At 72.6% G+C, this 14321-nt stretch carries 7 protein-coding genes; 4 read left to right on the top strand and 3 right to left on the bottom strand.

The features are described from left to right. Window positions 1-53: 53 nt before the first annotated feature. Window positions 54-770, top strand: coding sequence for a lysophospholipid acyltransferase family protein (locus ACH34R_RS01690; protein WP_397559495.1), 717 nt, complete (start codon window positions 54-56; stop codon window positions 768-770). A 23-nt stretch (window positions 771-793) separates the two neighbouring features. On the opposite strand, the gene ACH34R_RS01685 is transcribed toward ACH34R_RS01690, so the two are convergent. Then, window positions 794-1789 (bottom strand): helix-turn-helix domain-containing protein, encoded by a 996-nt coding sequence (locus tag ACH34R_RS01685; protein WP_397559494.1) that lies wholly within the window; start codon window positions 1787-1789, stop codon window positions 794-796. 196 nt (window positions 1790-1985) lie between these two features. On the opposite strand from ACH34R_RS01685, the gene ACH34R_RS01680 reads away from it, so the two are divergent. Together ACH34R_RS01680 and ACH34R_RS01675 are read left to right on the top strand one after the other, a co-directional pair. Then, the gene (locus ACH34R_RS01680) at window positions 1986-5783 is read left to right on the top strand and encodes a S8 family peptidase (protein ID WP_397559493.1); all 3798 of its coding nucleotides are present in this window, start codon (window positions 1986-1988) and stop codon (window positions 5781-5783) included. A gap of 294 nt (window positions 5784-6077) precedes the next feature. Then, the gene (locus tag ACH34R_RS01675; RefSeq protein WP_397559492.1) at window positions 6078-9923 is read left to right on the top strand and encodes a S8 family peptidase; all 3846 of its coding nucleotides are present in this window, start codon (window positions 6078-6080) and stop codon (window positions 9921-9923) included. 104 nt (window positions 9924-10027) lie between these two features. Here ACH34R_RS01675 and ACH34R_RS01670 read toward each other — a convergent pair whose 3' ends face one another. Both ACH34R_RS01670 and ACH34R_RS01665 read right to left on the bottom strand, forming a co-directional pair. Beyond that, on the bottom strand, window positions 10028-12424 hold the full coding sequence (locus tag ACH34R_RS01670) for a VIT domain-containing protein (RefSeq protein WP_397559491.1): 2397 nt from the start codon (window positions 12422-12424) through the stop codon (window positions 10028-10030). Next, window positions 12421-13347 (bottom strand): helix-turn-helix domain-containing protein, encoded by a 927-nt coding sequence (locus ACH34R_RS01665; RefSeq protein ID WP_397559490.1) that lies wholly within the window; start codon window positions 13345-13347, stop codon window positions 12421-12423. Before ACH34R_RS01665 ends, ACH34R_RS01670 begins: the two co-directional genes overlap by 4 nt. Before the next feature lie 114 nt (window positions 13348-13461). Between ACH34R_RS01665 and ACH34R_RS01660 the strand changes: the two genes are divergently transcribed. Next, complete coding sequence (locus ACH34R_RS01660; RefSeq protein WP_397559489.1) at window positions 13462-13929, top strand: Dps family protein; 468 nt, start codon at window positions 13462-13464, stop codon at window positions 13927-13929. Window positions 13930-14321: the final 392 nt, after the last annotated feature.

The following is a 14321-nucleotide window of genomic DNA, read 5'->3' as shown; positions in this document are numbered from 1 at the left end:
CGGACCTGAATGGCGGCCCGCGGCGGCCACCGATGCCGAGAAGAGGTGCCCGAGTGTTCTACTGGGTGGTCAAGGCCATCTTGGGGCCGTTCCTTCACCTGGTGTTCCGCCCGTGGGCGGAGGGCACTGACAACGTGCCGCGCGAAGGGCCGGTCATTCTGGCGGGCAACCACCTGTCGTTCGCCGACCACTTCTTCGGCGCGCTGTTCCTGCCGCGCAAGGTCATCTCGCTCGGCAAGGCCGAATACTTCACCGGCACCGGGATCAAGGGCCTGCTGAGCCGGATGTTCTTCTCCGGGGTCGGCACCGTGCCGATCGACCGGTCCGGCGGCAAGGCGAGCGAGGCGGCGCTGCGCACCGGGCTGCGGGTGCTGCGCAACGGGCACGTGCTCGGCATCTACCCCGAGGGCACCCGCTCGCCGGACGGACGCCTCTACAAGGGCAAGACCGGGGTGGCCAGGCTCGCGCTGGAGTCGCGGGTGCCGGTGATCCCGTGGGCGATGGTCAACACCTTCGAGATGATGCCGCCCGGGCGTCCGCTGCCCAAGCTCGGCATCCGGCCGGGGGTGCGGTTCGGCAAACCACTGGACTTCTCCCGTTACTACGGCATGGAGGACGACCGGCTGGTGCTGCGCGCGGTCACCGACGAGATCATGTACGCGCTGATGGAGCTGGCCGGGCAGGAGTACGTCGACAAGTACGCCGCCAGCGCCAAGATCGAGATGGTCCGCGCCGCCCGCGAGGCCAAGGCGGGCGAGCAGGAGGGCTAGCCCGCACCTGGCCGCCGGGCGGCTCAGCGGGTGAGCAGCCCGTGCCGGGCCGCCAGGAAGCCCGCGTGAAACCTGGTGCGGGCGCCGAGGTGCTCGCACAGGGTCTGCACCCGGCGCTGCACGGTACGCGCGCTGAGGCCGAGCTGCCGGGCGATGGCCTCGTCCTTCAGCCCGGTGGCCAGCAGGGTCAGCACCTCGGTGTCGGACGACCGCGGCCACGGGCCGGGCTCGGCCTCGATGGGATCGCCCGTCCCCGCGGGCGCGAGCCGGAGCGGCACGGCGCCCCGCCACAGCGTCTCGAACAGCGCCACCAGCGCGTCGAGCAGCGCCGAGGGGTGTACCACCAGGGCGTCGTTCGGGTCGGGCTCGGAGGCGAGCGGCAGGATCGCGGTACGCCCGTCGGCGATGGCCATCTTGATCGGCACCTCGCCCAGCCGGGCGTGCTCGCCTTCGGCGATGGCCCGCCGGGTGTGCTCCAGCATGACCGGGTCGTCGAAGGCGCGCGGGCCGTAGATCGCCCGTGCCTGGACCCGGCGCATGCTGCGCCGCCGGTTGACCCCCTCGTCGGTGATGTCCACCGCGTACGGCGGATGCACCAGGACCAGGAACTCCTCGGTCGCGTTGCGCTCAAGCTGGAGGAAGCGGCGGGCGACCGCCTCGCGGCCGGTCACCACTTCGAGCACCTCCTCGGGGTGGTGCCCGGACGGGTCGCCGACCTCGGCGGCCAGGGCCGCGGCGGCGGCCCGGCTGTGCGTGATCTCGTCGTGCCTGCGCGCCACCAGGATGTCGATCGCCACGTTGGGCGGGGTCGCGAACAGCCGGAGCGGGCGGCCCGCCACCCGGGTGACCAGCCCGAGGTTCTCCATCCTGGGCAGCATCCGGCGGATCGCGGTCACCGAACTCCCGGTCCCCGCGGAAAGGCCGCTCAGCGTGGACGGCCCGTGCCGCAGCAGCGCCCGGTAGGCGTTCTCCTCCGCGGCGCTGACCCCCAATCCCTCCAGCAGACGCCGTTCCGCCATGCTCGGTGCCCCCATCCGTACGTGCCGGCGGCTGACACTTTACTCATGGAGTCGGGTTCACGACATGTCAGGTCCTCGCCATGGGCTGGCCATAGACAGGGATACGTCCTTGCGATTAGGACTTTGAACGATCTTTTCCTAATTGTGGAGGTTGTCGATGACCCTCCGGCAAGGGCGGTTTTGGCGCCGTTCCGCCGTGAACTTATCCGTCACCACCATCTCCCTCGCGACCGCCGTGGCCTCCACGGCGCTCATCGGACAGGCCCCGGCCGCGGCGACCCGGGCCACGTCGCCCACAGAGATCACCGCCGCGCCACGCTCCTACGATGTCACCCTGATCACCGGTGACCGTGTCCACGTCACCGAGTCGGCCGGCGGCCGGAGTGCCGCCACGGTCACGCCCGCCAGGCGCGGGAACGCCCTGCCGTCCGGGTTCCGCATTCAGCAACGCGACGGCGACACGTACGTCTACCCCAACGACATGCTCGGTTTGATCCCGGATCGCCTGGATCCCGAGCTGTTCAACGTCACCACGCTGGCCGAGGAAGGGCTCACCGACGCCGGACCGGCGGCCATTCCGCTCATCCTCACCTATGCGAAGAACGCCGCCAAGGCGGCGGTTCCCCAGCTCACCACGCTGCGTACGCTGGAGAGCATCGGCGGGGCGGGGGCGACCCTGGACAAGGCCAAGGCGGCCGGCTTCGGCGGCGCGCTCCTCAAGCTCGCCGCGTCCGGCCGTACCAAGGCCGCGACCCCGCTGGACGGCGTGCGGAAGATCTGGCTGGACCGCAAGGCCAGATCGACGCTGGACCGCAGCACGCATCAGATCGGCGCGCCCGCCGCGTGGGCCGCCGGATTCGACGGGACCGGCACCACCGTGGCGGTCCTGGACAGCGGCGTGGACGCCGGGCACCCCGACCTCGCCGGGCGGATCGCCGCTTCACGGGATTTCACCGGCATCGGCACCGGTGACCAGTACGGGCACGGTACGCACGTCGCCGCCATCCTCGGCGGCAGCGGCCAGGGCTCGGGCGGCGCGCGCAAGGGCGTCGCCCCCGGCGCGAGGCTGCTCGACGGCCGGGTACTCGACGGCGGAGGAATGGGTTTCGCGTCCTGGGTCATCGACGGGATGGAGTGGGCCGCGGGGGAACAGGACGCCGACGTGGTCAACCTGAGCCTAGGTTTCGCCGAGCCCGGCGGACCGGTCACCGAGGCGGTGGGCGACCTCACCCGTAGATACGGCACGCTGTTCGTGGTGGCCGCGGGCAACTCCGGCTGTCAGGCGTGCGTCGGCAGCCCCGGCGACGCTCCGGAGGCCCTGACCGTCGGCGCGGTGGATCGCGAAGACGGGCTCGCCGGCTTCTCCAGTTTCGGGCCGGTCGGCATGCAGCGCGCGGTCAAGCCCGACGTCACCGCGCCCGGCGTGGGCATCGTCGCGGCCAGGGCGAAGGGCACCGCGCTCGGCGAGCCGGTGGACGCCACCTACACCAGGATCTCCGGCACCTCCATGGCCACCCCGCACGTCGCCGGTGCCGCCGCGCTGCTGCGCCAGGCCCGGCCCGGGATCACCACGGCCGAGCTGAAGTCGCTGCTCATGGGCACCGCCAAGCCGACCGCCGGCGTCTCCGTGGACAAGCAGGGCACCGGCCGGGTCGACATCGCCGCGGCCCTCGCCCAGCCGGTCCAGGCGTCCTCCGGGTCCGTGGACTTCGAGCTCGTGGTGACCCCTGAGGGTGAGCCGGTCACCCGCACCGTGAGCTATCGCAACCCCTCGGCGACGCCGGTCACGCTCGATCTCACGGCGGGCGGTGCGTTCACCGTCGCTCCGGCCCGGCTCGACCTGCCCGCCGGCGGCACCGGCCAGGTGACCGTCACCCTCGACCCGGCCAGGGCCGAGGCCGGGTGGCAGCGCATCGAACTGGTCGCCAAGACCGCCGGCGGCCCGGCGCTGCGCACGCTGCTGACCGCCAACGCAGAGCCGAAGCGGGCCGAGCTGAACGTCAAAGCGCTCGCCAGGGACGGCCGGGAGACCAAGCCGGTGGTCAACATCGTCAACGTGGAGGACGGCGGGCTGGACGGCCGCGCGCTGCCCGGCGACCCGGTCCAGTGGTGTGATGAGGGCCAGTTGCCCGGTTCCTGTGTGCGCGTTCTTCCCGGGACCTACTCCGTGCTCGGGCGGGTCATCACCGTCCACCCGAGCCTGGACCCGCTGGAGGAGGGCATCCGCGGCAGCGTGCTGCACACCACCTTCGCCGGCGATCCCGAGGTGGAGGTGACCGGCGACACCGAAGTGGTGCTCGACGCCCGCAAGGCGGTCGAGATCGAGATCGATACGCCACATCCCGACGCACAGGCGGTTCCGGAGGGTGCGACCAAGCTGATCTGGCACCGGAAGCCGGTGAAGGGCGCCGACATCGTCGACGCCTACCTGCCCGCGGGCAGCCTCCAAGAACGCTTCTTCGCCACGCCGACCGAGAGCGTGACCAAGGGCGAGTTCGGGTTCGCCAGCAGATGGCGGCTGGCCGCGCCGCAGATCACCCTGCGGACGCCGGGCGTCGACCTCGACCCGCGTTACTACGACGCGGTCTGGTTCAGCGACGAGTCCACCCAGTTCCCGCGCCTGGACGGCGAAGCCGACCTGACGGCCGTCGACGCCGGGCGGGCCAGGCCGGAAGACCTCGCCGGCAAGGACCTGCGAGGCAGGCTCGCGCTGGTCCGCCGGGACCCGGCGGCCACCGTCGCCGCGCAGTCCAACGCCGCCGCCGCGGCGGGCGCCAGGCTGGTGGCGATCTACAGCGACACGCCCGGCCTGGACGGGGTCTTCCCCGGCACCGGGACGAAGCTCACCGTCCCGACCGTGCGGCTGACCCACGAGGAGGGCCTCAAGCTGCTGGAGCGGATGCGTGCGGGGCCCGTGGTCGTCCACGCCACCGGTGTGGTGGCCAGCCCCTACGCCTACGAGGTCTACGAGCGCGAGGAGGGACGCATCCCGGCCGAGCTGAAGTACACGGTGGCGCCGGAGGAAGCGGCCACGGTCGAGACCACGTACCGGACCCAGCTCACCGACAAGGTGGTCCTGTCGGAGACCAGGTTCGGCTGGCAGCCCTGGGAAGTCGGCTCCTACGAGGCCTGGCACCCGCAGTACGCGCCGCGCACCCGGGTGGACTACGTCACCGCCGATCCCGAGCTGAGCTGGGAGGCGACGGCGGTCGCGCCGGAGAGGTACTACAACGTCATCTGGCAGCCGCCGGACCTGTCGCGGATCTCGCTGTCGGAGTTCACCAACCGGCCGCTCAAGCCGGGGGAGGTGACGAAGCTCGACTGGTTCCGGCAGCCGCTCGCCCCGGGCGTGCGGCAGTACGACCAGTTGCGCAGGACCGGCGACCTGCTTCACGTGGACATACAGGCGTACGTGGACGCCCACGGCAACACCGGGACCGTCGGCACGGGCCGCTTCCCGGGCGCGACGACGACCGACTTCCGCCTGTACCAGGGGGACACGCTGGTCGCGCAGACCGAGGGGGTTCCGGCAGGGACGATCGCACTGCCGCCGGAGCCCGCGGGCTACCGGATCGAATACGACGTGCGGACCCCAGGCTCCTACGCCAAGCTGTCCACCAGGACCAAGGCGGTGTGGACGTTCGGCTCGCAGCGCCCGCAGGGCGAGGAGACCGTGGTCGTCCCGTTGCTGCTCGCCGCGTACGACGTGCCGGTGGACATCCAGAACAGGAGCGGTGGCGACGAGTTCGGCCTGCGGCTGTACCACCAGCGTGGCTCGGAGGCCGCCGAGATCAAGGACGTGTCCCTGGAGGTGTCCTACGACGACGGCGTGACCTGGCGGCCCGTTGACCGCCTGGAGGGCAAGGGCGGTGGCCTGTACGACGTCTCGGTGGGCTCACCGGGCGGCGAGTTCGTCTCGCTCCGCCTCAAGGCCACCGACCAGAGCGGGAACAGCCTCTCCCAGGAGGTGATCCGCGCCTACGCCCGCCGCTGACCCGTCCGGCCGGAACGGATTCGGCGAGCGGGGATCATGAGGGAGGCCGTCCCTCACTCCCGGTAGACCCCGGGAGTGAGGGACGCGTTCGTTTTCCGGCCGCCGGGACGCGGCTGTGCCGGACGCCGTTCCGCCACGCTCGGTGCCCTCATCCGTACGTGCCGGTGGCTGACACGCCTCCAAGGGAGTCGGGTTTACGACATGTCAGGTCTTCGCCATGTCCGGACGTGGACAGCCGGATGTCCAGGCGATTAGGAATTAGGACGATCTTTTCCCCCTTTGTGGAGGTTGCCAATGGGCCTCCGGCCGGGATCGCCGCGCTGGCGTCGTGCCGCCCTGACCGTGTCCGTCACCACCGTCTCGCTGGCCACCGCGGTGGCCGCCACGATGCTCACCGGGACGGATGCGGCGGCGCTCAGCGCTCCCTCCGCCCAGGGGCTCACCGCAGGGCAGCGCTCCTACGACGTCACCCTGATCACCGGTGACCGCGTGCACGTCACCGAGTCGGCCGGCGGCCGGAGTGCCGCCACGGTCACGCCCGCCAGGCGCGGGAACGCCCTGCCGTCCGGATTCCGCGTCCAGCAACGCGACGGCGACACGTACGTCTACCCCAACGACATGCTCGGTTTGATCCCGGATCGCCTGGATCCCGAGCTGTTCAACGTCACCACGCTGGCCGAAGAGGGGCACACCGACGCCGGGTCCGGCTCCATCCCGCTCATCCTCACCTACGCCGAGAACGCCGGGACCGCCGCCAAGGCGGCGGTCCCGCAGCTCGACCGGGTGCGCGCCCTGTCCAGCATCGGCGGGGCGGGGGCGACCCTGGACAAGGCCAAGGCGGCCGGCTTCGGCGGCGCGCTGGCCAGGCTGGCCGCCTCCGGCCGTACCAAGGCCGCGACCCCGCTGGACGGTGTGCGGAAGATCTGGCTGGACCGCAAGGTCGGCTCGGTACTGGACCACAGCGTGCCGCAGATCGGCGCGCCCGCCGCCTGGGCGGCCGGATTCGACGGCGCGGGCACCACCGTGGCGGTCCTGGACAGCGGCGTGGACGCCGGGCACCCCGACCTCGCCGGGCGGATCGCCGCCGAAAAGGATTTCACCGAGACGGGCGAGGGCGACCAGCACGGGCACGGCACGCACGTCGCCGCCATCCTCGGCGGCAGCGGCCAGGGCTCGGCCGGCGCGCGCAAGGGCGTCGCCCCCGGCGCGAAGCTGATCAGCGGCCGGGTGCTCGACGGCGGAGGAATGGGCTTCGCCTCCTGGATCATCGCGGGCATGGAGTGGGCGGCGGCCGAGCAGCACGCCGACATCGTCAACCTGAGCCTTGGCACCGCGGAGCCCGGCGGGCCGCTCACCGAGGCGGTGGGCGACCTCAGCCGCAGGTACGGCACGCTGTTCGTGGTGGCGGCCGGCAACTCCGGCTGTCAGGCGTGCGTCGGCAGCCCCGGCGACGCCCCGGAGGCCCTGACCGTCGGCGCCGTGGACGGCCAGGACCGGCTCGCCGACTTCTCCAGTTTCGGGCCGGTCGGCATGCAGCGCGCGGTCAAGCCCGATGTCACCGCGCCCGGCGTGGGCATCGTCGCGGCCAGGGCGAAAGGCACCGCGCTCGGCGAGCCGGTGGACGACTCCTACACCAGGATCTCCGGCACCTCGATGGCCACCCCGCACGTCGCCGGCGCCGCCGCGCTGTTGCGCCAGGCCCGGCCCGGGATCACCGCCGCCGAGCTGAAGTCGCTGCTGATGGGCACCGCCAAGCCGGGCACCGGTATCCCCGCCGACAAGCAGGGCACCGGCCGGATCGACGTCGCCGCCGCGCTCGCCCAGCCGGTCCAGGCGTCGCCGGGATCGGTGGACTTCGGGCTCGTGGTGATCCCGAAGGGCGAGCCGGTCGCCCGTACGGTGACCTACCGAAACCCCTCGACCGCGCCGGTCACGCTCGACCTCACCGCGGGCGGCGCGTTCACCGTCGCTCCGGCCCGGCTCGACCTGCCCGCCGGCGGCACCGGCCAGGTGACCGTCACCCTCGACCCGGCCAGGGCCGAGGCCGGGTGGCAGCGCGCCGAACTGGTCGCCAGGACCGCCGGCGGTCCCGCGCTGCGCACGCTGCTGACCGCCAACGCCGAGCCCGAGCGGGCCGAGCTGAAGGTCGTGCCGATCGCCAGGGACGGCCGGGTGACCAGGTCCGTGGTCAACATCGTCAACGTGGCCGACGGCGGGCTGCACGGCCGCGCGCTGCCCGGCGACCCGGTCCAGTGGTGCGACGGCGGGAGCGTCCCCGGCTCGTGCGTACGGGTCCTGCCCGGCACCTACTCCGTGCTGGGGCGGGTCACCACCGTCCACCCCAGCCTGGACCCCTTCGACGACGGCCTGCGCGGCAACATCCTGAACGCCACTTTCGCCGGCGACCCCGAGGTGAAGGTCACCGGCGACACCGAAGTGGTCCTCGACGCCCGCAAGGGCACCGAGATCAAGATCGACACCCCGCACCGGGACGCCCAGGCCGGGCCGAGCGGAGCCACCAAGCTGACCTGGCACCGGGCCCCCGAGAAGGGCCCGGACAACGTGGACTCCTACCTGCCCGCGGGCAGCCAGGAGGAGCGGCTCTTCGCGACGCCGACCCGGCGGGTGACCAAGGGCGAGTTCGGGTTCGCCAGCAGGTGGCGGCTGACCGCGCCGGAGATCACCCTGCGGACGCCCGGCATCGACCTCGACCCGCGTTACTACGACGCCGTCTGGTTCAGCGACGACACCACCCAGTTCCCGCGCCTGGACGGCAACGCGCTGCTCCTGGCCGCCGACGCCGGGCGCGCCACCGCCAAGGACCTCGCGGGCAAGAACCTGCGGGGCAGGCTCGCGCTGGTCCGGCGGGACCCGTCGGCCACGGTCGCCGCGCAGTCCAACGCCGCCGCGGCGGCGGGCGCCAGGCTGGTGGCGATCTACAGCGACACGCCCGGCGTGGACCCGGTGTTCCCCGGCACCGGGACGAAACTGTCCGTCCCGACCCTGCGGCTGACCCACGAGGAGGGCCTGCGGCTACTGGAGCGGATGCGCAAGATCCCCGTCCTCGTCCTCGCCACCGGTGTGGTGGCCAGCCCCTACGCCTACGAGGTCTACGAGCGCGAGGAGGGGCGCATCCCGGCCAGGCTGGAGTACACCGTGCGGCCGAGGTCGATGGCCACGGTGAAGACCACGTACCGGAGCCGGCTCACCGACAAGGTGGTCCTGTCGGAGACCAGGTTCGGCTGGCAGCCCTGGGAGGACGGTTCCTACGACTCCTGGCACGCGCAGTACGCGCCGCGCACCCGGGTGGACTACGTCACCGCCGACCCCAAGGTGACCTGGGAGGCGATGGCGGTCGCGCCGGAGCGCAACTACAACGCCATCTGGCAGCCGAAGGACGTGCCGCGGATCGCCCTGTCGGAGTTCACCAACCGGCCGCTTTCGGCGGGGGAGCGGAGCGAACTGGACTGGTTCCGGCAGCCGATGGCGCCGGGCGTGCGGCAGTACGACCAGTTGCGCAGGACGGGCGACCTGCTTCACGTGGACATGCAGGCGTACGTGGACGCCCACGGCAACACCGGGACCACGAGCACGGGCCACTTCCCGGGCGCGACGACGAGCGACTTCCGCCTGTACCGAGGCGAGACGCTGATCGCCGAGACCGAAGCCACTCCGGCGGGCACCATCGCCCTGCCGGCGCAGCGGGAGGACTACCGGATCGAGTACGAGATCCGCACGCCCGGACCGTACGCCCAGTTGTCCACCAGGACCCGGGCGGAATGGACGTTCGGCTCACAGCGCCCGGAGGGTGACGCGACCACGGTGGTGCCGTTGCTGCTGGCCGAGTACGACGTGCCCGTGGACATCCAGAACCGGGCCGGGGGCGACAAGTTCGGGCTGCGGCTGTACCACCAGCGCGGCTCGGACCCCGCCCGGATCAAGGACGTGTCCCTGGAGGTCTCCTACGACGACGGCACCACCTGGCGGCCCGTTGACCGCCTGCGCGCCACGGGCGGCAACGCCTACGAGGCCAGGCTCGGCCGTCCCGGGGGCGAGTTCGTCTCCCTCCGCCTGAAAGCCACCGACCAGCGCGGGAACAGCCTCTCCCAAGAGGTGATCCGCGCCTACGCCCGCCGCTGAACCCGTCCGGCCGGAACGGGTACGGCAAGCGGGAACCATGAGGGAGGCCGTCCCTCACTCCCGGCGACCCCGGGAGTGAGGGACGCGATCTCTGCCCCGACAGGTCAGGGGCGTTTCCAGAAGGCGCGGGAGGAGCGCGCGCCGCCGTCGTTGGGGCGGCGGTGAGTGCCGAGCGTGCCCGGGGCCGGTGTGTCGCCGCCGGTGAGGCGGGTCAGCAGGGTGAACGCGCGCCGCCACAGACCACGCGGGTCCGCGCCCGGGACTTCGGCCGCCACGAGGTCCCTGGCCAGATCGGCCAGCTCCTGGTGGCCGCCGAGGTGCCCGGCCAGGACCGCCAGGCGGCTGCCGAGGTCGGCCAGGTACCCGGCCAGCGCGGGGTCGGGCAGCGACTCGGCGGCGCGCAGCCGTTCCAGTTCGGAGACCAACTGCGGCCGTACCGACTCGAACGCGTGCGGCACCGGCCGCACCGGGGCGGTGAAGCCGCGCTGTGGCCTCGGGCCGGGCTTCGCCGGCGCGGGGAAGGCCCGGCCCTGGGCCGGCGCGCCGGCGAACCCCTCGGGCGCGGCGAACGCCCCAGGGGCCTGCGGGGCGAACGACGCCGCCATGGCCTGCGCCCCGAACCCGATCTGCCCCCCACCGCCCGCGGCGGGCGCGTCCCATCCGCTCGGCGGTTCCACCGGCTGCACGACGCGGTGCTGCGGCCCGCCCTCGGCCACCACCCGCGTGTCGATCGCGACGAACGCCGTAAACCTGCACAGCACGCCGTACTTCAGAGACGTCGCGACGATCGTCTCCTCCAGCGCGCGGTCGCCCATCGCGTAGCGGTCCTCCAGCGCGCGCAGCCGCGCCCGCGCCCACACGGCCCGCACCGCCGGGTTGCCGGAGGCCGCGCCGGTCACCTCGCGCTCCCACGGCCGCCCGCCCGCCGCCAGCCCGCGCACGGTCAGCGTGGCCGCCGCGCCGCTCGCGGCCCGGTAGCGGCCGAAGACCGAAAGCGGCACCCCGGAGAACAGCGACCCCGGCCGGGTCACCGTGTCGGGGAGCAGCTCGAACCCGTCGGCCTTCAGCGACAGGTCGGTCACCAGTGGCGCGCCGATCCGCCGGTGGATGTGCTCCATCGCCTCGTCCAGCCGGTCCTCCGACTCCACCAGCTCGCAGCGGCCCGCGCCGAGCCCGGCCAGCCGGCCCAGGAACCCGGCGTTCACCGCGCGGTCGATGCCCACGGTGTGCACGCGCACCTGCGCCAGCCGGGCGCCGGTACGCTCCAGGATCTGGTCCTCGTTGCCGACCTGGCCATCGGTGACCAGCACCAGGACCCGATCGCGCTCGCCGTCGGCCAGCAGGCCGAGGGCCCGTTCGATCGGTGACAGCATCTCGGTGCCGCCCCGTGCCTCCAGCCTGGCCAGATGCTCCACGGCCCGGTAGCGGTTGCGGTCGGTGGCCGCCACCAGCCCCTCGGGCAGGTGCTCCGGATGCTCCACGACGGTGTCGAAGGACAGCACCGCGAAGCGGTCGTCCGAGGTCAGGGTGTCCACGATCCGCGCCGCGGCCCGCCGGGCGGCGACCATCTTCCAGCCGCCCATGCTGCCCGAACGGTCGAGTACGAGCACCACGTCACGCGGCGTCCGCACGGCCTCGCCGGCCGGCGGCATCACGGTCAGCGCGAACGTGCCCTCGCCGCTCGCGGCGTCCTCGTCGTCGGCGACCATGGCGAGCGCCGTGGAGGTCTCGAAGGCAAGGCGCAGGATGAAGTCGCGGTCCAGGCGTTCGCCGGGCCGCAGGCTGACGTTGGTGCCGTCGATGGAGACCACGTGCAGGCTGGATCGCATCTCGCGCAGGTCCAGCCCGGCCGGGTCGACGTTGACGGCCAGCGACAGGCGTACGGGGTTGGGGAACCCGGGCAGCAGCACCGGCGGCGAGATGCGCGAGGCGTCCGGCGCGGCGTCGGTGTCGGGCTCCACGCCCGGCCCTGCCGGGGCGTCGTCCAGCGGCGCGCCCGGGATGTACCGCGGGGCCACCACCAGCGGGAAGCGGAAGGTCGCGGCGCCGTCCTCGTACGGCAGCGGCTGGCTCAGCGTGAGGCGTACCCGGACCTTCTCGCCGGGCACGATGTTGCCGACCCTGATGCTGAAGACGTCGGGCCGGTCCTCTTCGGCGATCGCGGCACGCCTGCCCTCGGCGATGGCCCGGTCGTAGTCGGCCCGCGCCTGGCCGCGCTCCTTGAGCAGGCCCTCGACCACCCGGTCGTCGGCCTCCATCCGGAACGCGGTGACCGCCGCCCTGGGCGGCAGCGGGAAGATGTAGGTCGCCTCCAGCGGGAGGTCGAACGGGTTGTGGAAGCCCTGGGTCACCTCGACGGCGGCGATCAGGCCGGTCACGTCGGCGGTGACGTCCAGGCTCTCCAGCGGCAGGTTGCCCCGCTCGGTGCGCAGCGTACCGAGACCCGCGTCGGGATCAGGGACGCACTCCTCCGGCCGCAGCGAGGTGATCGGAACAATCATGCGGTGCTCCCTTCCGGGTGGCTGACGTGAGTCGGGCCCGCTAGATCTGTCGCATCCTCTGCACCGCTTCGCGCAGAGCCCCGCCCGCCGCCGATCGGCCCCGCCGCGTCTATCACGTTGCTCCGTGTGCCGCTCTGCGCGGCGGTTGGTCCGGCATCCATCGGGCTGCTTTGTGCGCCGGGGTGCGTGGCCGGTGGTCCGATGTCGGTCGGGTCCACCGGGTCTATCGCGTTGCTTTGCGTGTCGGGGTGAGCTGTGGGTGGTCCGGTGGCGATCAGGCCCCGCTCGGCGAGTACGGCGAGTAGTGGCGCGGCGGCGGCGGTGATGGCCGCGAGGTCGCTGGGCGCGGGTGTCCGGCCCGCGCCGTCGAGCAGCACGGTCACGCCGTACGCCAGCCGTACGCCGTGGACCATGCCCGCCGCCTGCCCGTCGAGCTCCGGCGGAGTCGGACTCGGGGCCGGAGCCGGGAACGGCGGCGCGGCCCAAAAGCGCGAGCGGGCTTTGGCCGGCTCCGGCGGCGCGGGCCGGGGAGATGGTCCCTCCGGTTCATCCGCCTGCGGCCGGGGGACCTGGGCGACGGTGGCGAGGTGCGCGTCGGTGGCCCCCGCCAGCCGGGTCTGGATCTCGGCGATCGACAGGCCGTCCGCCTGCAGGCGTTTGATCGCGACGAGCTGGAGCAGGTGGCGCCGCCCGTACAGGGCGATCCGGCCGCGGCGGGTGAGCGGCGGATCGACCAGGCCGATCGTCGTGTACCACCGGATCAGGCGCGCCCCGGGCACCTCGCGGACCCGGCCGTTCGCCGCCTGGGCCGCCCTGCCCGCGCCGCCGGCGGCTGTCTGCGCGGCGGCGGCGTTGCCGGACCTGGCGCGCAGCGTGTCGGCCGCGCGCTCGGCCAGCTCGCTGAGGGTCCAGGTTTCGCTCATACCGTGATGGTGACACTGTAATTATGACAGTGTCAAGTGTTGGGCATATGCCGCGAACGGCTGGGTAGCGGGATGAAACTGACCTTGATGTCGATTTCGGGGAGGGGATGCGACATGGCCGCCATCACGGGCGCGCTGCCGCCGGATGAGAGGAAGGTCGTGGGCGAGGCCCTGCAGGGGGCGCTCATCGATCTGATCGACCTTTCACTCGTGGCCAAGCAGGCACACTGGAACATCGTCGGCCACCACTTCCGGCCGCTGCACCTTCAACTGGACGAGATCGTCTCGCTCGCCCGCGAACACACCGACGTGATGGCCGAGCGCGCCGTCGCCCTCGGGATGAACCCTGACGGGCGCTCCGCGACCGTGGCCCGCGCCACGGAGCTGCCGCAGCCCGACGTGGGATGGATCAACGACGGCAAGGTGGTCGCCCTGATCACCGACGCGCTGGAGGGCATGGTCGAACGGATGCGCGAGCGGGTGAAGGCGACTGAAGAGGCCGATCCGGTGACCCAGGATCTCCTGATCAAGGCGACCCAGGACCTGGAGAAGCAACACTGGATGATGCAGGCCCAGCGTTAACACCGCCTGCCCGATCACCCCGGCGCAGTCCGGGACGACCCGACCACCCGGGCCCGGCCCGACGGACCCCCTCCGATCTTCGGAGGGGGCGACGTCGCCGGGCCCGCCGTCTACTTGGTGGCCAAGATCGCAGTGGATGGGCCTGACTCTGCCCGCCGCCAAGAAACTTGAATGGGACGGTGTCGGGGACCGGCCGGAGCGGCGGGTGAGAAGTACAGGCGGCGGCTGTCCCGCGGGAAGGCCAAGCCGCCAAGGGGCCCGGTGACCTGTGGCGGCCCGGGCCGATGGTGCCGCCGATGGTGGTCAGGGAACCGCCCCGGAGTGCAGGTGGGGTCGTCCGGCGGGAAGCGCAGGTCGCGAAGGGGTTCGGTGGCCTGGTGTCGTCCCTGGCC

Source organism: Spongiactinospora sp. 9N601, from assembly GCF_044326295.1.
GTDB classification, from domain to species: Bacteria; Actinomycetota; Actinomycetes; order Streptosporangiales; family Streptosporangiaceae; genus Spongiactinospora; species Spongiactinospora gelatinilytica.
This window is presented reverse-complemented; position numbering and strand designations above follow the sequence as displayed.

Excerpts from the sequence above, each read along its gene's own strand:
- ACH34R_RS01675 (WP_397559492.1), top strand. The coding sequence starts at position 6,078 with ATGGGCCTCCGGCCGGGATCGCCGCGCTGGCGTCGTGCCGCCCTGACC.
- ACH34R_RS01670 (WP_397559491.1), bottom strand. The coding sequence starts at position 12,424 with ATGATTGTTCCGATCACCTCGCTGCGGCCGGAGGAGTGCGTCCCTGAT.
- ACH34R_RS01665 (WP_397559490.1), bottom strand. The coding sequence starts at position 13,347 with ATGAGCGAAACCTGGACCCTCAGCGAGCTGGCCGAGCGCGCGGCCGAC.
- ACH34R_RS01685 (WP_397559494.1), bottom strand. The coding sequence starts at position 1,789 with ATGGCGGAACGGCGTCTGCTGGAGGGATTGGGGGTCAGCGCCGCGGAG.
- ACH34R_RS01660 (WP_397559489.1), top strand. The coding sequence starts at position 13,462 with ATGGCCGCCATCACGGGCGCGCTGCCGCCGGATGAGAGGAAGGTCGTG.